This window comes from Paenibacillus sp. FSL L8-0663 (genome assembly GCF_038008125.1).
Taxonomy (GTDB): domain Bacteria; phylum Bacillota; class Bacilli; order Paenibacillales; family Paenibacillaceae; genus Paenibacillus; species Paenibacillus polymyxa_D.
Window position 1 is genome coordinate 1,041,453 of sequence record NZ_JBBOYM010000001.1, and the last position, 26,276, is coordinate 1,067,728.

Genomic DNA, 26,276 nt, shown 5'->3' on the forward strand with positions numbered 1-26,276 from the left:
GTCTGTACATCAACGTTTTATAGAAGTTTTAGAGCGCTTAGCCCATCTGGCTGAGCGCTCTTTTTTCATTTGCTACAAAATCCAGACTGCGAAAAAAATAAAATTTTAATATTGTTCAGAATTGGTTCAGAGGCGGATGATAAGATCTTTTCACTAATAACAAGAATGAACCGTTTACGGGGGAGAGTCTGATGAATCAAGAAACAAATAAAGAATGGCAAAAAGTGCTGATGGTGACGTTGCTGGCAGGTATGGCATGGGGGCCCCAGCTTGTTCATGCGGAAACGAAAGGGGAGACGTCTGCGATTGTGACTAAAACCAGTACAGTCTCTTTTACAGATCAATCCACTATGTCATCCCAGGCATTACAGGCGGTGCAGGAGGCTGTGAAGCAAGGACTAATCACGGGTTATCCAGATGGTTCCTTCCGCCCAGATCAACCGTTAACGCGCAAGGAAATGGCAGCTTTGCTGGCTAATGCACTTAAGCTTGACGCTACGGAGCAAGCAGTAACTTTTAAGGATACGCAGGGGAGTTGGGCCGCTTCTTATATAGAAGCTGTGCGTGCGGCAGGTCTAATGACCGGAGATGAATCAGGTGCTTTCCGCCCGAATGCTGCGGTGAGCCGTGAGGAATTGGCAGCAATTCTGGTGAGAGCGATTGGAGGAACCCATGTTCAAGGCGGAGATGTTCAAGACATTTCTGATGGGGATCAGGTGAGTTCATGGGCCAAAAACAACGTAGAAGCAGCTCTCAAACTGGGGTTAATGGATACGCCGGATAATCGGTTTGACTCTAAAGTACAGGTAAAACGTCAAGATATCGCAGCCTTTCTGGTGAATGTGTTCCAATCGGGTGAACGGACGGGAATCCTTTCTCGTATCGACGGGGATATCGCTTATATGGATGGAAAGCCCTATTTGATCGGCCAGCAATTGAAGCAACTGTTCGGAGCGGACAATGTGCCGGCGCTTCAAGGGGCTACCCTGACCTATCAGGCATCGAACCGAAACGTAGCTGATCTGTCGGCGCTTCAAATTGTGCAAAGTGGTACGGCCCAACATCCGGTGACTTTATATAGCAAAGGGTCAGAATTTAAAGGCAAGTTAGCTATTGCAGCGGATTTTGTGCGAATTCAAGGAGCTACGTTACCTCAGGTAACCTTGATGCAGGGCGCCAAAAATGTAGAGATTCATGCAGACGTAAACGAAATGATCGTAGATACGCATGAGCCTATTCAGATCCAGGGAAGTGGTGTATGGCAGCAGCTTAAACTGAATTTTGCCGATACACAGGTACGTCTCGCCAATGGGATACAGACTGTACAGACCCGTCTTGCGGAGCGGGGAACAGAGACTCAAATTATACGTGATACCACGTTGGATGCATCTTCGGATACATCCTCAACAAGCACTAAAAAAAGTTCATCCGGTGGTGGCGGTGGCAGTTCTACAACGAATCCAACGCCAACACCAATACCAACACCTAATCATGTACCTGTCTCAGCTATAGTTCCTTCCGATCAATATGCCATTATGGGTTCTGGAGATACGCTGGTGGATTTGAAAAATGTGTTTTACGATGCCGATCAGGATGAGTTGTCGTATCATGCGGTCACTTCGGATGTATATGTAGCAGAAGCAGAAGTGGCAAATAAACAGCTTACTTTAAAACCTAAATCAGTAGGAAGCACACAGGTATTTGTTACGGCAGAGGATGGAAAAGGCGGCAAAGCGAGCGTGTTTTTCAACTATACAGTGACCAGCTCTACTTATGAGGAGGATATTAATCATAGTCCTGTCGCGAGCAACAGCCTAAATGACATTCCTTTGCTCTTAAATGAAGGTGGCAAGCAGATTAGTCTGTCTGACTTGTTTAATGACGAGGATGGCGATGCACTGACCTACACGGTGGAATCGGCTTCGCCAGAAGTGGCCACAGGAGAAGTTACAGGCGATCAGCTTATACTTACGCCGCTTCAAGCCGGCACTAGTCTAATGACGATAACAGCCCATGACGGCAAGGGAGGCACAGCCTCGCTTCAGTTTGCTGCTATGGTGAATGCGCCTTTGCCTGATCCGCAGCCTGAGAATCACATACCTGTGGCTTTGCCTCATTTACCTATCGTAGTTACTAATGTGTTACAGGACAAGCTGATGCTGTATCCAGGTTCGTTATTTATGGACCAGGATGGCGACACCTTGACGTATACCCTCACTTCCTCCAATCCCCAAGTAGGCAGTGTGGTGGAGAATGGAGAAGATTCATTTGTAGCACTGCATAACGCTGGTATTACGATGATTGAGATTTCGGCGAATGATGGCCGTGGGGGCGTTTCTTTCACTTCATTTATGCTCCAAGTTGAAGCTCCTCAACCCGTAAATCATCGTCCGGTAGTGACCCGTGTGCCTGAACCTCAATATTTGGACCCGGGAGATGGTCAGCAAATATTGCAGCTGAATGATATGTTCTCTGATGAGGATGGCGACACGTTGACCTATACTGTGGTGTCTTCTGATCCATTGGTGGCAGGGGGGCAGGTAGAAGGGAATACACTTTTCATACAACCGTTGCGTAATGGTGTGACGTTCCTTACGATGACAGCAAATGATAATCGTGGTGAAACGACATCTTTTACGATTCCAGTGATTGTTGAGAAAAGAGATTTGTTCATTTCCGAAGTCGTGTGGCAAGGCGAACCGGATTATCTGGACCAGGCGATTGAATTGTACAATCCGACCAACAGACCGTTGGAGAAAAATAAAATCTGGATTGAGCGATCCGACCAACCAGACCCGATTATCATAAATGCCAATGACGGAGATGTCATTATGCCTGGGCAAACCTTTGTAATTGCGAATGATTTGAGTTCGTTCGGATCGGAAGATTGGTATTATACCTTCCTGCAGTTACAACATAACAATTCGGAACCCGTTACGCTTAAGCTGTACTACAACAACGTGCTCATTGATATGGCAGTTATTGGTCAAGGGCAGGCCTTGGGACGGAACAGTGGTACGGTCATTGGTAATACAGATCCATATCAAGCTGGCGAATGGAATGTTGAGGGGACGAACTCCCCTGTTAATTTAGGTGACTTTATCGGTAGGGAGAGAATGACACCATGAAAAATAAGAAGTTAACCGCTCAGCTGGCAGCTGCATTGCTGCTGCTGAGCCCCTCGCTTCCTGCCGGAGCAGAGCAAGCTACCGTGATAGATGCGGCTTCCGTAGCCAATGGGCCGACAGGGAACAATACTGCCACCTGGACGGACGTACAGCAGCTTACAACACAGCAATTGGAACAACTGCAAAAAGCCCGTGAACTCGGGATTATCCAAGGCGACCCCGCCGGAACGCTCCGACCTGGGCAGAAGCTCACACGTCAGGAGCTAGCCGCACTGCTGGTCAAAGCATTGCAGCTTCCGACGGGCAACCTGGACGGCGCTGCCTCCTTCACGGACGTGCCCGCCGATAGTTGGGGGCGCCCGGCTATAGAGGCAGCCCGTAAGGCCGGGCTGATGCAGGGCGACGCCAACGGACGCTTCCGTCCGAATGACCTGATCAGCGCCCAGGAACTGGTCGCGCTGTTGGTCAGGTCCGCTGGGACGGGGACGTCTGCGGGCACGCCCGCTAGCACAACCGACTCGCCGTCGGCACAGACGCTGCCGACGGCGTGGAAGGACGCCAGCCCGTGGGCGGCCCCGATGATTCGGGCGGCGCTGAATAACGGGCTGATGAGTGAATTTGGCGGAAATCTACACGCCAAAGACTCGGTAAGCCGCGTAGATGCGGCCAGCCTACTCGTATCTGCTTTGTTTCCACAGGAGCGTGCTTCGCAGCTCGAGGAAATGGACGGCAAGCAGATACGGATCAATGGCATCGCGTATGACGTGGCAGAGCCGCTGCGCGGCATTTTTCACGCGGATAATCAGACCGCGCTGCGCAACGCGGGCATTCGTTTCCATGCCACAGGCCGGACGGTGGACAAGGTGACTTGGTTGGAGCTTCGCAGCAGCGGGACTTCGGCTCGTGACGGCGAAGCGGAGTTCAGTGGCAACATTGTGCTGAACGGACACGGCTCCACGCTAAACGGAGATTTGGTGATCGCTGGTGATTTTACATCCGTACTGCACTTGAATGTGGAACAGCAGTTAACGGTGGATGCCCGGGTACAGCAGGATTTTTATGCACAGGATGTACAGGTGCAGGGACAGACCCATATTAATGGCGGAGATAACAATACAGTTGTATTTGATAGCTCAACGTTGACGCAAATGGATGTCACAAAGCCAGAAGTTCACGTTGTACTTAGTGGTACCGCAAGCGCGACGATCATGAACGTCCAATCCAGCGCAAGCATTGAGGTTAGCGCGAATGCTTCCTTGCCGCAGCTGAATGTTAATGAAGGGGCGAACAAAGTCAATCTTCAGGGAACGGTTCAGACCGTTCAGGTAAATGGCAGCCAGTCCGTCGAGATGACAGGTAATAGTACAATCCAACAGCTGACCGTCACAGGGACGGGGGCTTTGGAATTGAAAACGACAGGCAGTATTGAAAATATTCAAGTCAGCAACCCGGCAGCTAAGGTAAATGTGAGTGGAAATGTACAGGTTTCTGCGGTCACACTGGGTACCGGAGTAGCTTCCAACGCTGTTACGGGTCTAGCTGCGGCAAGTGTAACAGGTACGTCCTCATCTTCTGGAAGCTCATCTGGTTCATCCAGCAGCGCTAACCGTTCACCGGAAGTCGTAAATGCTTCAGTAGAGCGTGTAATCACAGAAGGCGCTGGTGAACAGTTGTACGATTTACGCCAATTCTTTACCGATCCTGATGGGGATACCTTGACCTTTTCGGCAGCTTCTCTTCAATCCGGCATCGTACGGGCGTCCGTATCGGGCAATATATTAAAGCTTACGCCAGTCAGTGTCGGAAAAGCATCCATCAGTGTATCGGCTAATGATGGACGGGGAAAAAGGGTGTCGTCTACCTTCAAAATCACCGTGAATGGCCAGCCAGTATCTGCAGGTATACCAGATCAGGCCCTTACTGTGGGACAATCGGACTCGGTACTGCATTTGAATGATTATGTTCAGGACCCGGAAAATGCAAGCTTAACGTATCAGGTTACGGTTGATGATCCTGCTGTAGCGTCGGTGGTGCTTGCGGAGGATGAATTGCGTCTGAGTCCGCTTCGAGCGGGCAGTACGAGCGTTCATGTCACTGCCAATGACGGACAGCAAGGAGAGGATGGCAGCACAGGCCAAAAGCAGATTGATTTCAAGCTAACGGTTCAGGGCGCTCCTAACCATGCTCCGTATGGACAAGCCCCTCAGCCGTTAACCGTCACATTTGGCCAGCCGGATATGACACTGGATCTTTCAACAATATTTACGGATGCAGATGGCGACCCACTGGTGTTCACAGCGATCAGTTCGGATGCTTCCATCGTGCAGACTACCATAATGAGAGCTCAGCTTTCTTTGCAGTCGCTGCAAGCGGGGAGTGTAAGTATTACCTTGACGGCAGACGACAGCAAGGGTGGAACAGATACAGTTACCTTGATTGTAACGGTTTTGCCCATACCTAACAGTAGCCCGGTAGTAACCCGTGCACCAGACGCTGTACATCTGATTTTAGGCAAGGCTGACGGAACTGTGGATCTGTCCACCATCTTTGCTGACCCGGACCATGACCCGATTCGTTATGAAATCAGTTCGTCTGATCCAGCCGTGGCAGATGCTACAGTTCAAAATGATCAGCTTGTTATTCATGGGTTGACTAGCGGCAATACCGTGATTACCATCACGGCTAAAGACGATAGAGGCGGAGAGATTAGCGCAGACCTACAGGTTCATCTATTGGAAAATGCGGTTATTACAGCGATCCCTGAGCAGTTGCTTCAATTGGGAGATGCTGCATCAGAACTGGATCTCTCACCGTTCCTATTGAACTGGGATCTAGCATCCCTGTCAGTGACAGCAGACACGTATGATCCAGGAATTGCTACGGCCCATATGAATGGTCAGAAACTACAGTTAAACCCAGTAAGTGTAGGGACCACGAGTGTAACACTCAGTGTGTATGATCAGTACGGACGTACAGAGGGAGCGACGTTCCCGGTTACCGTCAGCATGCCTCAGCTAAATCAAGCTCCTCAAGTCGTAGCGGCTATAAACGAGCAGGTATTGACTCCCGGAGTTACACAGCAAAGAGATTATGATTTGCAGCAGCTGTTCAGCGATGAGGATGGAGATGTGCTTCAGTTTACGGTCAGCTCCAGTGATCCGACGTTGGTGAGTGCATCAATTAATGGCAGTATCTTAACGGTGGCTTCTGGAACAGGTAGCGGTCTTGCTGCTATTACCATTACAGCCACGGATGGTCGGGGAGGTTCTGTACAATACACGTTGAATACACGCAATGCCGAACTGGTTTCCGGGGGGATCACTCCGATAGGGGTTAAATACGGCTTGCCGCATAGAACCGTGGATCTGTCCAGTTATTTCCCAGGACAATCTAAATTCCTGGTATATAGAGGAACGCCATCATCGACATTCATCGGTCCTGTAGAACTCATAGGCACCTCCATTCCCCTTTCCCCCGAACCTTTACTGGTATGGGTGGTAGGAGCGGATGGAAGAGCTGTCGTATTTCAGGTCCAACAGGAACCACAGCAAGCGCCTGCTGTATATTTCTCGCAATATGTGGATGGCGGGGATGGAAGAATTGTTTTGCAATTGTATTATAACGGGAATGGAGATCCTTCCCATCGGGCAGACGGTTACTCACTGGAGTTTCATCAATGGATGAAGAAAACAAACCAAATGAAAGTTACCACTCTACCGATTAATCCGGTTTATCCTGCCATGCCCTATATAATCATCGACACTATTTTCTATGATTTCATGGATATTACGAATGCTTGGTATTTCAATGATGAGGGCGATTTCTACAACCCGAACGAATTTAACACTGTTGCATACGTTTTAAAATACCAAGGACAAGTGGTGGATGTATTAGGAAATCCAAATTCACATGAACAGTTTACTCCACAAGGAGGAACGTTCGTCCGCAAGTCAGGAATATCCTATGGATCGTCTGCCTATAATCAGCCAGATGAGTGGAATGCGTTCCCGAAAGGGACCTTTCAATTTGTCGGCATTCATACACCATAAAAGGTATGTTTGTCTGCGATCGCCTGTTTTTTGAAGACAGGTCATGAATTCTTAAAAAGGTGTAACCCATCAACTATGGAGGGTTACACCTTTTTATGTACAAAGAGGTAATGATAAAAGAGATCATTTATAGCAGTGAGTGCAGTCACATAGACATATACAAAAACATGACTATAATGTACATATAGTTTAAATTTAGTCTTTTTGGGGCTGACGGTTCCACACACTTTACTCACAAAGGAGAGGATTCATCTCATGAGCATACATTTGGAATTGGATTCCTTATCCGTTGAAAGGCTAGAAATGGCCCTTTCAGGACGACCGGGAATGTTCAAGCTGTTTTATGACACCGAGGATTGTGGGTGCAATGGCGTACTCGTCATTTTGGTTGTCACCGCGCCCAATGCAACTGATAAAGCAGTACAGTCTGAGCCTTATTCTTTTTGGGTAGATCAGCAGCAGGAGCAGCAGTTCGATAGCAGAATGCGGCTTGAGGCAGACCCTAGTTACCCGTCGTTCAAGCTAAGTAGTGATGCCGGTATATTTAGTAGCAATGTTAGAATTCAAGATCGGCGCGTGAACTCGTCCGAGGAGTGATACGCGGAGGTAATAGGAATTCATTAAGCACCAAAAAAGCAATTCTGATTTACACCAAGTTTCCAAAAGACGAACCTTGTTTAGCCTATATGGCAGAGGTTCGTTTTTTTTGTGTTATATTCCAATCGTTCCACCAAAAAATGAAGTGTTTAGTGGCCTGCTCTGAAGTGGTACAATAACCTTTATGATAATCGGAGAAGGACGTTGAGAAGATGAAAAACTTGCTCGTTTCGGGCTATCGTGCCCATGAGCTGAATATTTTCAGTCAGAAGCACGAAGGCATTCCATATATTAAAAAGGCGATTGCAGGCAGGCTTATTCCCCTGATTGAAGAAGGGCTGGAATGGGTGATTACCCCAGGCCAATATGGGGTGGACTTGTGGGCCTGTGAGGTCGTTACTGCACTAAAACAGCAATATCCCCACCTCAAATGCTCTATTATGATGGCTTATCAAAATATGGACGAAAAATGGAAGGAGGACAAAAAGGAATATTTTCAGCAGATTTGTGCCGAAGTTGACTATGTAGGAGTAGTCAGCCGCCAGCCTTATCAGGGGATATGGCAACTTAGGGCACGGGATGAACTTCTTTTCCGCAAAACAGACGGTTTATTGCTTGTTTACGATGAGGATGCCGGAGAGGGCAGCCCACGTTTTATGAAGGAACTTGCATTGAAAAAACAACAGGCAGAGGGCTATCAGTATATTAGCATCAGCTCGGAGGATATCCAGAGCATTGCGGATGAAGAACGATTATTCATGGACCTCTGATTTTTAAAGCATTAGCCCGGATTTTTGAACAAAAAGGACGTATTCGTCCCTTTACATTGACGTAAGCGCTGTCATAGAATTTAAACAACAATAACTTATCAGTCACATAAAATAAATTTATTGAAAATACAAACTATGAAAGGAGCTAATGATTCAGATGAACAAAAGGTTTCGGTATACTGCGTTGCTCTGTCTCGGTGTCATGTTGTGTGGAGTGGTTACCCCGATGGATAGCCAGGTCTCTGCTGCCTCTACGAGACAAATGGAAAAGCTGAACCGGGGAGCCGTCGCTGTTAAGGTGCCTGAGGGTGTACTGGTGAGCTGGCGCTTGCTGGGCACGGAAGCGGATTCGGTCGGCTTTAATTTGTACAGAGGGACAAGCAAGGTGAATGATGCGCCGATACCATCGAGAACCAACTTTTTGGACAAGGCAGGTTCGACCTCATCTTCGTATACTGTTCGTGCCGTGGTCAATGGAGCAGAGCAGGCCGCTTCTCCTGCGGTGAAGGTATGGAACAACAACTATCTGGATGTTCCGATCCAGCAGCCCGCAGGAGGCACAACTCCAGATAATGTGAACTACACGTACCATGCCAATGATGCCAGCGTAGGGGATCTCGATGGGGATGGCGAGTATGAGATTGTGTTAAAATGGGACCCTTCCAATGCCAAGGATAATTCGCAATCCGGTTATACGGGAAATGTATTTTTGGATGGCTACGAACTGGATGGAACGCGCAAATGGCGGATCGACCTGGGACGGAACATACGGGCTGGAGCCCACTACACGCAATTTCTCGTCTATGATTTTGATGGAGACGGCAAAGCAGAGATCGTATGTAAAACAGCAGACGGCACGGTAGATGGTACAGGTGTAAAGATTGGGGACGCTTCGGCTGATCATCGAAACACGAGTGGATATATTTTGAACGGACCCGAGTTTCTGACCGTGTTCTCAGGAAATACAGGCAAGGCTCTTAGTACCATTGACTATGTGCCACCACGCGGAACGGTATCGAGCTGGGGGGATAATTATGGTAACCGTGTAGATCGTTTTCTCGCCGGGGTTGCTTATCTGGATGGCGTGAGACCCAGCATAGTGATGGCACGTGGGTATTACACTCGCACCGTTCTGGTCGCATATGATTGGCGGAATGGTAACCTGAGCCGACGCTGGACCTTTGACAGCAACAGCTCCACCAATGCCGGAACGGCTGGACAGGGGAACCACAGCTTGAGTGTAGCGGATGTGGATGGAGATGATAAGGATGAGATTGTGTATGGCTCGCTGGTTGTAGACGATAACGGAGCGAAGCTGGTTAACACCGGGATGGGACATGGTGATGCACTTCATGTTGGCGATCTAGACCCCGACCGTTCGGGCTATGAAGTGTTCAAGGTGAACGAGGACAAAAATGCCACCTACGGAGCTGCCATGTACGATCCGCGTAATGGAAATATTTTATGGGGCGTAAATACAGGCAAGGATACCGGAAGAGGCATGTCAGCAGACATTGACCCGCGGACCAAAGGGAACGAGCAGTGGGCACCGGGTATTGGGTTGCGTTCAGCCAAGGGACAGCTCATCACCAACACGCTACCGTCTTCCATTAATTTTGGCATCTGGTGGGATGGGGATCTCCTCCGTGAACTGCTGGATCATACCTCATCAAGCGCTGGAAAGATAGACAAGTGGAACTACACGAACTCGACTACTTCCAACTTGCTTACGGCAACAGGAACGAGTTCCAATAACGGAACCAAAGGAACGCCGTCCTTGCAGGCCGATCTGTTCGGTGACTGGCGTGAGGAAGTCATTTGGCGTAAAAGTGATAATTCAGCGCTGCGTATCTACACAACACCATACGAGTCAGAACATCGATTTTACACGCTTATGCATGATCCAGTGTATCGCTTGAGTGTTGCCTGGCAAAACGTAGCTTATAATCAGCCGCCGCACACCGGGTTTTATCTGGGAGAAGGGATGTCCAAGCCCCAGCAGCCGAATATATATACTCCTTGATATGTCGTTAGACAGTGGTTTGAAAACAAATAGAATGAACAAAAACAGAGAGGGCTCCAAGCGAATTGGAGCTCTTTTTGTTATGATAGCCCGCAAGATAACGTATGATTTTCATAAAAATGGGAACATTAGTTCTTATCAATGGAATATATGTATGAAAAAGGAGGCGGAATCTGTGAGTTCTTTAACGACTGAAGGCATGATTGAGCTCGTAACTAATGTCGGATTCCCTGCTGCATTAAGTCTGATTCTGTTAAAATACATCCTCGTCACTTTGAGTCGCAGATTAGAGGAGCTGGACCGATCTGTTAAGCAACTATCGCTATCTTTGGAAGAGATGGAGGCAAAGCAAGTGAAACAGTCAGAACAACCGTCCCCGGCAAATACGGACAAACTTCGTGCAGAATGAACAAAAAAAGGCAAATAGAAACAATTTAGCAACCCAATCGAGAAGCGAAATTCTTATAATAGAAATGTCTGCAGTTTATGCAGACATATGATTATGGAGGTGTATATAAGTATGAAATTAAATACGAAGCTATCCGCACTATGCATTGCGGCCACACTTATGAGCGTGGCACAGGCCGCCGCTGCCGCGCCCGCTGTGACCGCTCCAGCGGAAGCGACGCAACCGAGCGTTGCCAGTCCGGCCGCATCCGCCCCGGATCAGGTGCCAGCACCAGCAGCGTCTGCACCGGCTACGACTCCAGCCCCGGCGCAAGCGCCGTCGGCTCCAGCAAGCTCGCCCCCGGCTGCAGCCGCAGGTTCTGCCAAAGCCGCTACACCAGTAGCTCCGTCTGCACCAGCACAGCGTCCATCTACATCGGTAGCACCCGCGGCTGCTCCGATCGTACCTTCGACTGTGAAGCCGTCTAAGCCGCAACAGCCGTCCACTTCAGCGCCAGCAGCAGCGGCTACCAACGTGAAACCGACGCAACTGGACAAGCTGAACCACGAGAGTGCGGTTCCGCTTGTGTTGGAGGCGCAGTCTCGTTATCAATATGCAATCAGTGGTGGCAGCCCGGTGGGTAAGTCGTTCCAGTTGAACGGTAAAAGCTACCGCTATCTGTCCGAGGACATCGGTACAAAGACCAAATTGATCAGCTATCTGACGCAGGCCTACACAAAGCAGGCGAGTGAGCAATTTGTCGGTAAATTTTTCGTCGAAGTTAATGGCAGATTAGCTCAGTTGAACGCAGATGGTGGCAATTTGTTAGAGTTCAACCGGGCTACGGCGAAAATGGTAACCATGACTCCGGTGAAGCGCAGCTACCTGCTGACCGTGCCTTATCCGGCAGAAACCAAGCAGGCGAATGAGAAAATCACCGTGAATTTTGAAAAGGTCGGCAGCTACTGGAAAATCAGCTCTGCGCCGCATGTCATTTTCTAAATTAAGATTTTGCAACAGGCTTCATATGGGGTAAAGTGATGTTAAGGCTTGTTTCGTAAGCCTCAATTCAATGCAGGGGAGTGCTGTGCAATGATGACACCCATCAAGGTAAAAGACGTTAAGGATATTGAAAAAATCAATCAAATCGTATCCAATTATACGTATGACATCTGGATTCATGGCAAAAGCGGCATGGCAGATGCCAAATCCATTTTAGGCATGTACGTGCTGAAGCTGGATGAGCCGCTAACTCTGGTTGTACCTGACAATGTTAATCCCAAGAAGCTGTTCAAGGAGTTGGAGGAGTTTATCCATTTTCCTGCTCAAGAAGGATAAAAGGCAAGAAACTTGTAAACACTGGATGATCTATTACTAAAATAACGCAAAGAAGCCGTGGAACCTAAGTCCCACGGCTTCTTTTTTTAGTGTTCTTTCTCGTCCAAAAACGGGAGATTCACCGAATAGTACATAACCCCCATAAGCAGCACGCCGCCAACCAGATTTCCGAGCGTAACCGGAACGAGATTATGGATCACGCCAGCGACAGAAACTGTACCCGGATGGTCCAGCACGAGCGCAATGGCGAAAGTACACATATTAGCCACACTATGCTCATATCCCGAAATGAAAAAGCAGAACACAAACAGCATCATGGCAAACATCTTTGCACCATTTTCCTTCATAAACATGGGAACAAAAAAGGCAAGACAGACCAGCCAATTACACAAAATAGCTCGGAAGAATAGCTGCATTGCAGGCGCTTCCATTTTATGCTCAACCACGCTCAGTAGAAAGCTGTTCACGCTGGAGGAGTCAAACAGACCGGTCAAGTAAATAAGGAGTGCAAATACCCCCGCACCCAGCAAATTACCGCCATAGCTGGCAGCCCATAATCGAAGCACCTGTCCCCAGCGTAGCTTTTTACGGAGCGCAGCATAAGTGTAATAGAAGGTGTTACCTGTAAACAAATCCCCGCCGCCGTAAGCGATCAGAATGATAGCCGCTCCGAATGTGAGCGCCGCCATGGGATAAGTGAATGGAGAATGCTCCATGTAAAAAAAGTTGCCCGTCTTGAAGGCTACAATAACGCCGAACCCGATGAACATACTCGCCAGCATGGAACGTGCCAAATACCGGAGTAGGCTCTGCTTGTAAATTTTGTACTTCTTCATGGCTAGCTGTTCGACATTGCGTAAGCCTTCCGTCTCCATATTTAAGGACAACCTCCTATTTTCTCATATGTAAGTCTTTAAACAGACTTTATTTTTCCCGAAACATGTCCAGTCTATCAGCAATTCTGTTAGCTTAACAAACCAAGCTTTTGCAGTCCGTACAAAATACCGTCTTCATCTGCGCGTTTTGTGACCATTTTAGCTGCGGCTTTGGCTTCATCACAGCCGTTGCCCATCGCGACGCTGTTATGTATAGCTGTCAGCATCTCCACATCATTTAAGCCATCGCCAAAGGCGTATTGATTTTCAGCGGCAATGCCCAGTCTGGACGTAATTTCGCGAATACCCTTCGCTTTGGAGCCAGCATGAGGAACAACGTCCACAGAACTCGGATGCCAGCGCACAAAGTCAAACGCCTTGAATACCGTTTCATAGAAAGGCTCTTCTTCTGCTGTACACATCAACAGCGTCTGATAAATATCTCTTCCTTGGAAATAGAGCGGATCGTATCCAACTGAAATCTTGGCCTTAAGCGTTTGGACCGATTTCTCTACAAGCTCATCGTTAGGAATATTGGCCTTCATGTCCATATGATCCATATATACAAGGGCATGATTATGTGTGAGGGCCAGATCGGTCATCGTTTGCAAGGCTTCTCTGTTCAACGGATTGGTAGCGACCACTTCCCCGCGGAGCACGACATATTGCCCATTAAAGCTGACGTAGGAGTCAATTTCCAACTGCTCGCGGATATCTTTGAACATAAAAGGTGCACGGCCTGTTGCAATGGCCACCTCATGTCCCAGCTCTTTCAAAGCAAAGACGGCCTTTTCTGCCGTTAACGGCATTTTCTTGTCATCGTCCAGCAATGTACCGTCGATATCGAAAAAGATAATTTTTTTGTCTGACATGTCCTTACACCTGACTTTCAATAATGTATTTGTCGAAATGAACTCATATGGATTCATTATATCAAAGGAACTGCTTCTGAATACACAAATACGTATAAATCCTCATGAATGTCCGACCTCTATAGCTTACAATATGAAATAAGGCTTACTGTAAAATATAATTTCTATCTCCTATTTTCATAGATGGGATGTGATCACCATGACAAAAATCCAAGTCACACCGGAGCAGCTGGACAGCGTGGCCTCCCAATTTGCCAATGCCCACGGCACACTGTATAACCAGTTAAATGGCCTGGATAGCACAATGAACCACCTTCACAGCCAGTGGGATGGTATGGAGAGGAATCGTTTTTATAATGACTATCGAACGGCTAAATATACACTATCTTCTATATTAAATAAGGTTCAATCCATTGAAATTGAGCTGAAAAGCATCGCTTCGAAATTTAGAAATGCGGATGGTGAAAGCACACGTGGCTTCTGGACAGCCCTAGCTGCGGCAATGAGCGCTAGCGCAGCGCTGGCAGGCAGTGGAGAGGCTGGAGATCATGGTGGTGAAATTGCCAAGCAGCCCAAAAACATAGACGAATGGGAGCAGGCAGACGCGGTTAAATATCATCAATATGAGGAACTACTGAAAAACGCCGAGGCCATCGGCGACAAGCAGGTTATGCAGAAAATTCACGACCAGATGAATGTCCTGCAGCTGCAATATGAGGACTCCGTTACCCGTACAGATTACAATACAGGAGAGACCTCCAAGATCACATCCGATTCCCTTGTCGCCGTCACTGAACTGACAGGTAAAGACGGAAGCAAAACGGATATATCTATAGATAAAAAAGGGAATGTTGTGAGTTATGAGCAAAATACGGATAAATACGATTACTGGGTCCAAAAGCATACCCAATCAGCCGGAGAGCATGCTCTAGGTAAAACGGCCCAGACCGTCACCGGATATGGAATAGGTCTTATTTTGTCGCGCGGGGCTGGTGTTAGTGGGGGAAGTTCGGGCATCGGTACTGGCGCAGCCTCCGGCTGGGGGGAACACGTCGTCGGCATTGGTGGCGGCATGCTCAGTGACAAAGTACTTTTCTCTGTACCCGATGAGGGCGAAACCCGTACCATGATCTACCGAACGAATAAAGAAACTGGACATATTGAGAACATGATCATCGTCACCAAAGGTGAGAATGAAATGGAGTATCGCTATTGGGAAGATTATAACTGAAGAAGTGTGTAATCCAAAGTTTGGAATTTATAGTTTGGGGTTTACGGATGCACCGTTCATTTCGTATTATGCGATTTGAACGGTGCTTTTTATGTTGGAAGGATAAGCGAACCCTTTAAATTAGGGTTTAATGAATTCGAGTTTAGTTGATAGAACATCATCTAGCTTTGGTGCTATGTGATACAATGGTTGAAAAATGTAGCCATGAACGGGAGATTAAAGTGAACGAATCGAAGATACAGCATTTGGAAGTGTTGTCATTCATAGAAGGGAACTATGTTAAAAAAGGAGAAGAACTGCAAAATAATCTTTTTACAGGTAACTCTTTTGATATAGAAATTATGAAATATTCCACCAGGATTTATAAAAAAATAGGTAATATAAGAGGCTCTTGTCCACGAGAGAATTTGATCCTAACGGGTGAAGATTCTCGTATGTTGCTAACGATTTTTCACAGTACTCTTGTGAAGAAGACGGAAAAGCAGCTTTATAGCCTTGAGATGGACATAACCCAGGAGCGACTTAGCGATTGGGTTGAAAAAGGACTGATTTATCGGAAGACTGAATATTTAAAAGATGGCAAGACAATGAAGAGAATTTTTTATGTGATGGGATATTTACTTTACAGTATGCAGAGGAAAAATTATAGAGCGGAACAGGAGGAAATGCTTAAGCGATTGACAGGCTGGATTAGCCAGACGGAAACACTGCTAAACCAGTTACCAGATGTTCGAAGTATGGACAAATATCAGGATGTAGCGTTGAACAAGCTATATGCATATATAGAAAAATTACGCGCTGCCCTTATGGACAGCTATAGAGAACAAGCATTCCAGCCAGTTAGCGCTGCATTAGAAGTGCAATGGAGAGAAAGCCGCCTTAGCAAGTATGTTCATTTTGTGCTGGCTGTTGCTACTGTGCGAATGGAGCATGAGCAATTTGACTGGAAGCAGATTGGAGCTGCTTATTATGGTCAAATCGGGGGCTCTAAAGCTTTTGATATGGACAAAAAAGACTTCCTGGGCAAGTTGGAGGAAGACTTGGGCATGCCTTTGCACTTTATTGGCTTAGTTAGTCTGGGAGCAGTTACGCCAATCCTGTTTGCTGGTGAACTGGCTGGAAGTTCAGGACTTTACTACCCGACAGGTTTTATGCACGCCACCACAGATCTGACGGTGTTTGAAATGGAGTTTAGCACTCCATGCCGGGTCATCTGGCTTGTTGAAAACAGAGCGTTGCTCACTCGGCTGTGTGCAGATTCTCTTTTTCTTCGCTCCAGTGGAAGCCTCGTTATTGGATTGGATGGTCAGATCAGAAGTGGTCATCGCAAGTTGATTCAGGACGTTATGGGCAATTCACCGACCGTTACCCAGGTACTTGTCTGGTGTGATACAGATCAGTCTGGTGGAGTGATAGCTGCTCATGTAAGGGAGCTGTTACAGCCTTTTCAGCGACTGCAAGTAAAATGGCTACTTTCTGAGCCAATGAACAGGCAAGTGGGCGCTTATAGCACGTGGGAGCAATATCAACAGGCTATACAACAGGTTCTGCTTGAGGGCAGGCTCATGGAACAGGAGGAATTCCTTGGAGGAGTAGAACTATGGAAAACATGGATCAACGGTTAGTTTCAATATTTGATGAGAATGCTGATACACCTCTTGTCAGGGAATCACTCCGGGATGTGATTAAGCTGTCAGGTGTGTTGAATGAGCTGCGGGAATATTTTGAGGAACCGCTAAAAGTGCTACATATGCTCCAACTGCTTAATCTGATTCACGAGGAGGCCTTGGGCCTGGAACAACCGCTTGAAAATGCCAGTGCTCTTTATTATCGTTATCGCAATCGTTATGGAACAGAACCGCCTGTATCTGTAGACAGGTTGTTGAATGTACTGGAAAAATATAATTGGATTATGCGGGGAAAACGTCGAATTTTAATGATGGATGTTGGTAAGCGATTGATGGATGTGCTTATCCGACTTGCGAACGATTCCCTTGCTTTTTACATGAGAGATGAGATTGCCAGATCGTTATTTCAGGCTGCGCGTGATGCGGATCTGAGCGAAGCTTATGACGATAAGGGGATATCAGGCGGAAATCGATTAGCCAGTATGGTTCGGAATGTGGAAGAAGCCGTTGACAAGCTTCAGGAGCGTCAGCTTGAATTTTTGTCAGACAGACATGCTCTCCCGCAGGTGCAAATTATTGTGGAATTAATGGGACAATTGGACAAGCGACTTAATGAACGAATGGATAAAATGAAGACATTTGAAGAGGGACTTAAATGGGATCGTTTATTCAAAAAAGGAACATTCGTTATGCTGCAAGGTACGCAAATTAGCTTGTCTACACTGCAAAAAATATTAAAATTTGCCCATATTCGAGAAACAGAAATTGGTATACAAATTGATTCGATGGCTTTTAAGCAGTATGTGATAGACTCCTTTCATAAAAAACCGGATTCTACACAACCGAACGGTACGGAAATATTGAGCTTTATGGAACAGGATCGGGATGAGGGGGAACGTCTGGACGGATTATGGATTCCTGTGAAGTTTGCTTCCCCTATACCGGAACGGCAGATCACATCTGCAATTGAATATTTGGAAAATTATAAGCCTTCTATAGACCCGATAGAGTCGGATATCATAGAGGAGTTTACGGATGCAAAAGAATGGACAGAGCATGAACTGAATGATCATATGGAGAATGCGGCTTGGCAGTTGACCAAGACAATGATCCGCACAGAGGATGTGGAGCGCGTTCTCTCTTTGCACAAGCAAATGGGGATTGAGCCCCTCATATTAGAGGCTGGATCAGAACAGTGGACAGATGCAATCAATGCACTGTTGGCGATATCGGCTGTCGTGTCCAATCGGCAAGCTGAAATATTTAGAGAATCTTCTGAGGCAGCAGAGTTGGATTCGGAAGAGTCGGTTAGAGAAAAGGAGTGGGAATGGATTGATGAATCAGACCGACGATATGTTGTTCGAACAACCCGAAACGAATGATGATAACTATGTTGATAATTATCAATCTTTATCCGCAATGGCGTCCTTGACGGCTGTGCTAAAACCGGAAGAAGAACACGCATTTATGCAAATTATGTTTTCCTCTTCGGCTACGGTACGCAAAGACAATTTTGGTCTTTCTAGACGGGAAGTTATGCGTTTGCTTAAGCTTAAGCCAGAAGAATTAGAGGCTTTTCAACAATTTATCGTGCGTGTTAACCAATCGGTTGCCCGATATTTTCAACTTGTGTACGATGAGCGGAAGGATCAGACCATTGTGCTCATGCGCGTTCCTGCACAGCAAGCAAAGGAAATGTTATCTGCTGAAAGCCTGTCACTACTCATGTTTATTTTTTATCATCAGGATGTTCTGCAAAATGAATTTACCTTATTCAAACAATTGGTCGAAACGTTCGGTCATGAGACATTAGATATTCGTAGAAAAATGAAATCCAATCTTGAACCATTACTCAAAATTGGAGCTATTACACTTTTTAACAGTGATACAGATGAGGAAGCCTATGAGCTTACAGCCATCGGCAGCCGAATGTTTGGCAATGCTTACTTAAAGCGCTTTACAGAGTTTAGTCAATCTCAACAGTTGCATATGGATGAAGTGCTAAAATTTTTTAAAAGATATAATTTTGGGGGCGGAGAAGCACGATGATTCCTTGGGAAATAAGTATTTCCGGCATACGCGATTACCCGCCAACACGTTTGGATCTGAGCGGGGACATGGAGCATATTCTTATCACAGGACCCAATGGGTCAGGTAAGTCGACGTTGACATTTTGTATGGGTGCCGTACTTAACTCCGTTAAAGTAGAGTTGGAGGGTCTTCGTTCCAAAAATATTGAGCAGCATCAGGTTTGGAACGCTCAAATTCAGCTTGTGTTCGCTAATATAAGTCCAAATCCGATTGATGCAGCTCCATATATCCAGTTCACATTACAAGTGGAACAAAAGCCTTTCGAGCCGCTTAAACGACAATATTGGATTCGTGAAGGTGAACAAAATGGAGTATGGGACAAGGAGACTCGTTTTACCTCCGGAGACAGTGTGAACAATTTTAAAGAGTATCGTTTTCAATTGCAGCATAAATATGTAGTTGATCCCGATGCATTTTATCTGATCTGGTATCAACAGGACGTGAATCAATTTGCAACGATGAGACCAGAGGAACGGTTTCGCATCTTTGGTGAAATGACGCAAATTGACAAGATGCAGCGTACCTGGGAAGGAGCCAAGGAACAGCTACTGGATGGAATGAAAACCCGTGAGGAAGCGGAACGTAATCAGATTCAACATAATTTTGAGTTGGAAAGATGGCAAAAAGAGCGGGATAAATTGTTGAACCGCAACCGGAGCAGGCTCGATAACTTGCAAATTTTTGTGCGAACATCTGCGAAGCTCCAGGACATGTATCAACGTGAGCAGAAGTTACTAGAGGGCCAAATTGAGCAGTTGGAGTTTGATGAGGCAGAACATCTGGAGAAAAAGGTGACGTTACTTGCGGATATAGAACGGCTGCAGGAAACACAGACAGATCGTCAATCGCAAAAACAGGATCTTGAATTAAGGTTGCAAACTGTAGAGTTACAGCTCATAAAAGTAGAGACAGACATAAAAGAGCGAGATCAAGAACATAAAAATCTTACCAATCTTTTGAAAGGCCTGGCCGAAGAGATGAGGGGGATTAAGTATTCAGCTGAAGAAGTAAATATACTGTTAGCTGATGCTCAAAAGAGAATGAAAGAAACGGAAGAAAAGCGAGGCGTAGCAAATATTGAGGACCTTGAGCTACAGGCGAGAATAGACAAGTTGTTAAGGGAGATAGGAAAATTATCGGCTCTGACCGAGCAGGATCGGGAGGAAGAAGAACGATCACGTGAAATACTTCAGAAATTTGGTGAAAGCTCTCATGTGCAAAGGCAAATTGAAGAGTTGGACGCAAGGCATTTGGTATTACAAGATGAGTCCAGGCAACTATCGCGAAAGCTGGAGAATCTGAAGCAGGAGGAATCTTCTTTAAACACAAATAAATTCATGTCTAAACGACAAGAAGAATCCGTTCGCATGTTCAGACAGCTTGGTATCCAAGTGTACACAATGCAGCAATTACTAGAAATGAATGAGCAGGCACCGTTGGAACAGGAATTTCAATTGGAAGCGGTGAAGTACAGTATTTTTGTAGACAGTAAATCCTTTACCCCACCTAATGATCTGATCCATGTTGAGCTACCTTTGGTTGTTCCTGAACGTTCCCTAAAGCGTCTGGAGAAGTTGCATATTCAGGTTAAGGAAGGTCTGAATGATGAGATGTATGCAGCTGCACAACGAGCGATGTGGTGGTTGTATGAGCTGGAGCAAGGAGTACACTGGACCCGAATAGAGAATGGAATATTGCGTGAGCCATATGTACGGAGAGGTCCGCAGGAAGAAAAGCAGTCGCTGCTTCATACGAAAGGCGTTCTCATTCGCAAACGTAAGGTTCAAGAAGAAATCAGAGCAGCACAGCAGAATTATGACAGCTGTATTGCCGCTTGGGATAAGGTTCAGGAACGGTTAGGGGTGTTTCGTTCTGTCCAACTGCAAGTACAGCAGGCTGAAACCTTTTTAGCTGACAGTGCCGACCGGGAGCTGCGAATAAAGCAGTTGGAACAATCCAACGAGGAGAGCGGAGTGGCGAAAGAGCGACGGACTGTAGTGGAAGCGGAGATCAAGAGTCTGAATGAAACTTTTGCCAAGCTGTATCAGGATTGTGATCGACTTCAAGAATATGCAGACGTGTATGAACGATATGAGCATGAACGGGAACAGATTGAGCGTCTCCAACAGTTAGATAAAGAATTAGAAGAATTACGGGGGCAGAAAGAAGAGTTTATATCAACACTTAAGGATTTGAACAAACGTCTGCAAGATCTTGATACCCAGATTGAGAGCACTAAACGCAGATTACGGGATAAGAAGAGTCAAATGCTAGATACAGAAGGAAGCATTGAACAGATGAATCGGCAAAAGGAAAAAAACATTGAAAAACGTGATGTTTTCCAGAGACAGCAGGCTGAAATCAATCTGGATGTAGAAAAGTGGCATGAAAAGCTGGATTTTTTATGGCATGAAATAGAGCAAGAAAAAATAGAAACGGAAGATATGATATTGAGAACAGAGCCCGCATTGCAAGCCGAGCTTGAGCAAGCTCGTACTCGACTCCAGCTTGCTTGTGATGAGAGGGTTAATGAATTTTCCATTGAAAATTATGAAAGTACCCGAGAAGCATTTGAAAGAGGCACTCAGGATGTACAAAATGCAAGGTTGCTTATGGAACAACTGGAGGAGCAGCTTAAGGAGTTGGAGGATAAGCTATTTAATACTGTTAAAAACGAGGTACATCGCGTCAATCAGAAATTCATTAATTATATGGATTTATTCGGTTTTGATGGAGAAGTTACATGGCACCATCAAGAGGGCAAACATGGGGAGCTTAAGTATTTCTTAAACGTAAGAGCTAGGAAGCAGGGACATCGAGGTCCTTTGGAGGAGGTTAGCCTCAAGGGACGAGGAAATAAAGTAGGTAAAGGTGTGTCTGGCGGAGAAGAATCACTTAGTTCACTGTTGTTTGCTCTGGCTTTGTTAAAAACCATAGAAACCAATCCAGGTTATATTGTTTTGGATGAATTTGACAGCGCTCTGGATGAGAGCCGCAAGGCAAGGGTGTTTGAATTGTATGAGCAGGAACTGACACGCAAAATGATTATCCTTTCGCCAAAATCGCAAAATGCTGATTACTTGCAGCATTTTGATAAGTCATTCGTTGTATACCATGACTCCTCCGTTCCCAAGAGCGAGGTAATTCGTATTAAGAAAAGTATGTGATTGGTGACCGTGTCTCTTATAAATAACAAATATGGCGGTTGCGGATTATGGTAAAAGGCGCAAGGATTCCGTTGAATTGGAAGGCTGTGCCTATTCGTTTTTGAATTAAATTTACTATTTTGTATTATTACCGGAAAAATACTCGTAATTTGATAGAATAATATCTTTTTCCTCTCATACTGTCAATCCATCTAGAAGAATAGGGTTGTATTAAGCTACAGACTTGCAAATGGGGTACCAAATGATGGATGATAGAAGAGGGCCTTTTATGTAGAAAATAGGGCTAAAGATAGAGAGGATACTAATAATAAATAGATCGGATTTACCGTATTTTTGTATATTATTGTAGAAAAAGATCGTAATTCAGGTTATAGTAAAGGAAGAAATTAACTAGGATGCCTTTACCCAAATACGTAATTGTGGAGGGAAACATGAGTACATTTAAAAATTGGTTGAATACAACTAAAAAAGGACTTGGAGACCAAGTTAAGAAGTTTAAGAATAAAGATTTTATGGAAGCTGTTGTTGCAGGCTGTGCATTAGTAGCATTTGCTGACGGTACGATTAGTCCGGAAGAGAAAACAAAAATGGCCGGATACATAAATATCAGTGAAGAATTGAAAGTGTTTGATATGGGTGAGGTCATCAACCGTTTCAATCACTATGTAGCGAACTTTGAGTTTTCACCTGAAATCGGTAAACAGGAAGCACTGAAGGCGATTGGTAAATTGAAAGGTAAGCCAGAAGTAGGCCGACTTGTCGTTGGCGTATGTAGCGCTATTGGCGCAGCTGATGGTGACTTTGATGCCAATGAGCAGCGAATTGTGGCTGAGATTTGCGGCGCGCTTGGTTTGAATCCGTCTGAATTTAGTCTGTAAATTTTACGGAAGGGAGGTGTGTTAATCAGTGGCTATAATTAATCTGGTCAAGGGCCAGAAAATTGATTTGACCAAGGGAAACACAGGACTGACCAAGGTTATAGCAGGATTGGGATGGGACCCTGTACAGTCCAAAGGATTTTTTGGCTTCAAGAAGCAACCGAATATTGATTGTGATGCTTCTGCCATTTTGCTGGACGCAAACGGGAAACTGACTCAGTCGGACAATGTAGTGTGTTTCCACAATAAAAAAAGTCCATGCGGCTCTGTCGTGCATTCCGGTGATAATCTGACCGGACAAGGCGACGGTGATGATGAACAAATTGCGATTGACCTGGCACGAATTCCTGCCAATGTCGACAAAGTGCTTGTTGTTGTGAATATATATGATTGCGTTAACCGGAAACAGGACTTCGGCATGATCGAGAAAGCGTATATCCGCATTCTGAACGGTGCTAATTCCAAGGAACTGGTGACGTTTAATTTATCTGATAATTATGAAGGGCTGACCGCACTGGTCTGTGGAGAACTCTATCGTCATAACAACGAATGGAAGTTTGCTGCAATCGGTGAAGGAACCCATGCCGTACATATTGATGTGCTGGCTCAGCGTTATATGTAATTTTAGTTACTCATACAAAACTTAATGTGAAAAGGGGTTCTTACTCATGGCAATTAACTTATCCAAAGGTCAAAAAATCGATTTGACGAAAACAAATCCAGGTTTGTCCAAAATCACAGTGGGTCTCGGTTGGGACACAAACAAATATGATGGCGGTAAAGACTTTGACCTGGACGTATCCGTATTTTTGGCTAATGCGGAAGGTAAAGTAGAATCCGATAAGAACTTTGTCTTTTTTAATAACCCACAAAATGAGAACGGCTCTGTCGTTCATACAGGGGATAACCGCACAGGTGATGGCGACGGAGATGACGAGCAAATTAAAATTGATCTGGGTAGCGTGCCAGCTAACGTTGAAAAGATCGCTTTTACGATTACAATCTATGAAGCACAAGAACGCAGCCAAAACTTTGGACAAGTGTCCCGTGCTTACGCTCGTATCGTAAACGAAGCAAACAATGAAGAATTGGTCCGCTTTGATCTGGGAGAAGATTTCTCAATCGAAACAGGCGTTGTTGTAGGCGAACTGTATCGTCATAGCGGTGAATGGAAGTTCAATGCCATTGGTAGCGGCTACCAAGATGGTCTTGCAGGATTGACGCGCGATTACGGTTTGGCATAAAAAATCTATACAAAGAAAGCAGGTATGCGGAATGACCATTAGCCTTTCCAAAGGACAACGTATTGATCTGACCAAAACGAATCCTGGCTTGACTCGTGTCGTTGTAGGTCTTGGATGGGATACGAATAAATACAGTGGTGGCGCGGACTTTGACCTGGATGCTTCAGCTTTCCTACTTTATGAAGACGGCAAAGCCAAAGCTGCGGATGATTTTGTATTTTACAACAACCCGACAGGTGGAGCAGGATCGGTTACCCATACAGGCGATAACCGCACAGGTGAGGGCGATGGGGATGACGAGCAAATCATCGTTGATTTCTCGAAGATTCCTGCGAACATCCACCGTATCGGGATCACGGTTACCATTTATGATTACGAGGCACGCGCGCAAAACTTTGGTCAAGTATCCAATGCTTTTGTGCGTGTGGTAGATGCAGCAACGGATCGTGAAGTGCTGCGCTACGATTTGGGAGAAGATTTTTCCACCGAAACGGCCGTCGTATTCTGTGAATTTTACCGTCAGAATGCAGACTGGAAATTCCAGGCTATCGGTAGTGGCTTTGCTGGTGGATTGGGTGCGCTTGCTAAAAACTATGGCTTGGACGCTCAATAATATCCACTTGGGGTGGTGTCCATAGGGCGCTACCCTTTCTTTTTAAGCTATTACATTAGCGTACGCTGACACATGACAAACCGACAGAAAGGTGACACAATCATGGCTGTTATCGTAGTAAAGGGACAGAAGGCGGATTTGACGAAAACAAATCCGGGCCTGACCCATGTCAACGTAGGGATTGGCTGGGAGTCCCCAGCGTCTCTGGAGCTGGATACTTCGGCATTTTTGCTAGGTCCTGGAGGAAAAGTATCGGGCGATGAGGATTTAATTTTTTATAACAATCCGACCACGCCCTTTATCACCTATTCAGACGGACAACAGTCCGGTGACAAAAAGCAATTTGCCCTTGATCTGACGCGAATTCCTGCAAACATCGAGAAGATTGCGTTTACGCTGACGATTTATGATGCGGATCAGAAACGGCAAAATTTTGGACAGGTTCAAGGTGGGTTCATTCGTTTTGCTCATCCGGTTAGCGGAGAGGTTTTGCGGTTTAATTTGGACAGTGGATTTACAGTGGAAACGGCGATTGTCATTGGTGAACTGTATCGTCATAACGGGGAATGGAAATTCAACGCGATTGGCGCAGGTTTTTCCGGTGGATTGGATGCGTTGTGCGTTAATTTTGGGATTGAAGTGGAAAATAATCCGGCTCCTCCCACGCCAGTGCCTACACCTCCGTCTCCAGCGCCTCGACCAGCACCAACGCCGCCACCAGTACCACCTGCTCCGAAGCCAGAGCCATCTGCAACACCGGTGAATCTGAATCTGCGGAAAATTGAGCTGAAGAAGAAGGGCGACACCATTAATCTGAAAAAGGGCTCAGGCGGATTGGGTGAAATCCTGATCAATCTGAACTGGAATCAGGTGCAGCAAAGCAAGGGATTTTTTAATCGCGGCTCCAAGGGTGTCGATCTGGATCTGGGCTGCTTATATGAGATGAAGAATGGAGATAAAGGCGTTGTACAGGCGCTCGGGGAAGTTTTCGGTTCTCTAAATCGCTTTCCGTACATTGCTCTGGATGGCGACGACCGAACAGGCTCTGTGAAAACAGGGGAAAATCTTCGCATCAACGGTGCTAAAATTTCTGAAATTAAGCGAATTTTGGTGTTTACCTTCATCTATGAAGGAGTCACGAACTGGTCACAAGCGGACGGGGTAGTCACGCTGTACCAGAAGGATGGGCCGGACATTATCGTTCACATGAATGAACATGACAATCGCAAAGGGATGTGTGCAATTGCCATGATCCAAAATGTAAACGATGAAACGTTTAGCATTGAAAGACTCGTGCAGTTCTATGGCGGTCATCGTGAGTTGGATCGGGCCTATAACTGGGGCATGCGCTGGTCGCAGGGTAGCAAATAAATTGAATTATCGG

General features: G+C 46.1%; 20 protein-coding genes. 18 read left to right on the plus strand and 2 right to left on the minus strand.

Annotation, left to right across the window (positions count from 1 at the left end):
- The first annotated feature begins 191 nt into the window (after positions 1 to 191).
- From MKY75_RS04625 to MKY75_RS04660, 8 genes are all read left to right on the plus strand, one after another.
- Positions 192 to 3,128, plus strand: a complete 2,937-nt coding sequence (locus MKY75_RS04625; protein WP_340884476.1) for an S-layer homology domain-containing protein — start codon at positions 192 to 194, stop codon at positions 3,126 to 3,128.
- Positions 3,125 to 7,177 (plus strand): S-layer homology domain-containing protein, encoded by a 4,053-nt coding sequence (locus MKY75_RS04630; protein ID WP_340884478.1) that lies wholly within the window; start codon positions 3,125 to 3,127, stop codon positions 7,175 to 7,177. Before MKY75_RS04625 ends, MKY75_RS04630 begins: the two co-directional genes overlap by 4 nt.
- A gap of 255 nt (positions 7,178 to 7,432) precedes the next feature.
- Positions 7,433 to 7,774: an iron-sulfur cluster biosynthesis family protein gene (locus tag MKY75_RS04635; RefSeq protein ID WP_307353907.1), complete on the plus strand. Its 342-nt coding sequence runs from the start codon at positions 7,433 to 7,435 to the stop codon at positions 7,772 to 7,774.
- Between the two features lie 212 nt (positions 7,775 to 7,986).
- Positions 7,987 to 8,544, plus strand: a complete 558-nt coding sequence (locus tag MKY75_RS04640) for a DUF1273 domain-containing protein (protein ID WP_069012927.1) — start codon at positions 7,987 to 7,989, stop codon at positions 8,542 to 8,544.
- Between the two features lie 157 nt (positions 8,545 to 8,701).
- Positions 8,702 to 10,567: a rhamnogalacturonan lyase gene (locus MKY75_RS04645; RefSeq protein WP_445671523.1), complete on the plus strand. Its 1,866-nt coding sequence runs from the start codon at positions 8,702 to 8,704 to the stop codon at positions 10,565 to 10,567.
- Positions 10,568 to 10,742: 175 nt separating this feature from the next.
- Positions 10,743 to 10,976 carry a hypothetical protein gene (locus MKY75_RS04650; protein WP_039272563.1) on the plus strand — a complete coding sequence of 78 codons (234 nt, stop codon included), beginning with the start codon at positions 10,743 to 10,745 and terminating at the stop codon, positions 10,974 to 10,976.
- Positions 10,977 to 11,087: 111 nt separating this feature from the next.
- Positions 11,088 to 11,957: a DL-endopeptidase inhibitor IseA family protein gene (locus tag MKY75_RS04655; protein WP_340884480.1), complete on the plus strand. Its 870-nt coding sequence runs from the start codon at positions 11,088 to 11,090 to the stop codon at positions 11,955 to 11,957.
- 90 nt (positions 11,958 to 12,047) lie between these two features.
- Complete coding sequence (locus MKY75_RS04660; protein WP_023987189.1) at positions 12,048 to 12,293, plus strand: HPr family phosphocarrier protein; 246 nt, start codon at positions 12,048 to 12,050, stop codon at positions 12,291 to 12,293.
- An 86-nt stretch (positions 12,294 to 12,379) separates the two neighbouring features.
- Here the strand turns inward: MKY75_RS04660 and MKY75_RS04665 are convergent, their stop codons facing one another.
- Both MKY75_RS04665 and MKY75_RS04670 read right to left on the minus strand, forming a co-directional pair.
- The gene (locus tag MKY75_RS04665) at positions 12,380 to 13,168 is read right to left on the minus strand and encodes a formate/nitrite transporter family protein (RefSeq protein ID WP_029517571.1); all 789 of its coding nucleotides are present in this window, start codon (positions 13,166 to 13,168) and stop codon (positions 12,380 to 12,382) included.
- An 89-nt stretch (positions 13,169 to 13,257) separates the two neighbouring features.
- The gene (locus MKY75_RS04670) at positions 13,258 to 14,040 is read right to left on the minus strand and encodes a Cof-type HAD-IIB family hydrolase (RefSeq protein WP_029517570.1); all 783 of its coding nucleotides are present in this window, start codon (positions 14,038 to 14,040) and stop codon (positions 13,258 to 13,260) included.
- A 199-nt stretch (positions 14,041 to 14,239) separates the two neighbouring features.
- On the opposite strand from MKY75_RS04670, the gene MKY75_RS04675 reads away from it, so the two are divergent.
- The 10 genes from MKY75_RS04675 (at position 14,240) to MKY75_RS04720 (ending at position 26,263) form a co-directional block, all read left to right on the plus strand.
- Positions 14,240 to 15,271, plus strand: coding sequence for a WXG100 family type VII secretion target (locus tag MKY75_RS04675; RefSeq protein WP_318628265.1), 1,032 nt, complete (start codon positions 14,240 to 14,242; stop codon positions 15,269 to 15,271).
- Positions 15,272 to 15,705: 434 nt separating this feature from the next.
- Complete coding sequence (locus MKY75_RS04680) at positions 15,706 to 16,896, plus strand: Toprim sub domain-containing protein (RefSeq protein ID WP_340884481.1); 1,191 nt, start codon at positions 15,706 to 15,708, stop codon at positions 16,894 to 16,896.
- Positions 16,872 to 18,281 carry a hypothetical protein gene (locus MKY75_RS04685; RefSeq protein ID WP_340884483.1) on the plus strand — a complete coding sequence of 470 codons (1,410 nt, stop codon included), beginning with the start codon at positions 16,872 to 16,874 and terminating at the stop codon, positions 18,279 to 18,281. Before MKY75_RS04680 ends, MKY75_RS04685 begins: the two co-directional genes overlap by 25 nt.
- Positions 18,235 to 18,948, plus strand: a complete 714-nt coding sequence (locus tag MKY75_RS04690; protein WP_340884485.1) for a hypothetical protein — start codon at positions 18,235 to 18,237, stop codon at positions 18,946 to 18,948. The genes MKY75_RS04685 and MKY75_RS04690 overlap by 47 nt, the downstream gene beginning before the upstream one ends.
- A complete protein-coding gene (locus MKY75_RS04695; RefSeq protein ID WP_340884487.1) occupies positions 18,945 to 22,157 on the plus strand; it encodes an AAA family ATPase in 3,213 nt (1,070 codons plus the stop codon). The genes MKY75_RS04690 and MKY75_RS04695 overlap by 4 nt, the downstream gene beginning before the upstream one ends.
- A gap of 431 nt (positions 22,158 to 22,588) precedes the next feature.
- The gene (locus MKY75_RS04700; RefSeq protein ID WP_013369616.1) at positions 22,589 to 23,035 is read left to right on the plus strand and encodes a tellurite resistance TerB family protein; all 447 of its coding nucleotides are present in this window, start codon (positions 22,589 to 22,591) and stop codon (positions 23,033 to 23,035) included.
- Positions 23,036 to 23,063: 28 nt separating this feature from the next.
- Complete coding sequence (locus MKY75_RS04705) at positions 23,064 to 23,657, plus strand: TerD family protein (protein WP_340884489.1); 594 nt, start codon at positions 23,064 to 23,066, stop codon at positions 23,655 to 23,657.
- 46 nt (positions 23,658 to 23,703) lie between these two features.
- The gene (locus MKY75_RS04710) at positions 23,704 to 24,279 is read left to right on the plus strand and encodes a TerD family protein (protein ID WP_013308970.1); all 576 of its coding nucleotides are present in this window, start codon (positions 23,704 to 23,706) and stop codon (positions 24,277 to 24,279) included.
- Positions 24,280 to 24,310: 31 nt separating this feature from the next.
- On the plus strand, positions 24,311 to 24,892 hold the full coding sequence (locus MKY75_RS04715) for a TerD family protein (protein WP_023987194.1): 582 nt from the start codon (positions 24,311 to 24,313) through the stop codon (positions 24,890 to 24,892).
- Positions 24,893 to 24,994: 102 nt separating this feature from the next.
- The gene (locus MKY75_RS04720; RefSeq protein ID WP_029517566.1) at positions 24,995 to 26,263 is read left to right on the plus strand and encodes a TerD family protein; all 1,269 of its coding nucleotides are present in this window, start codon (positions 24,995 to 24,997) and stop codon (positions 26,261 to 26,263) included.
- The last annotated feature ends 13 nt before the right edge of the window (positions 26,264 to 26,276 follow it).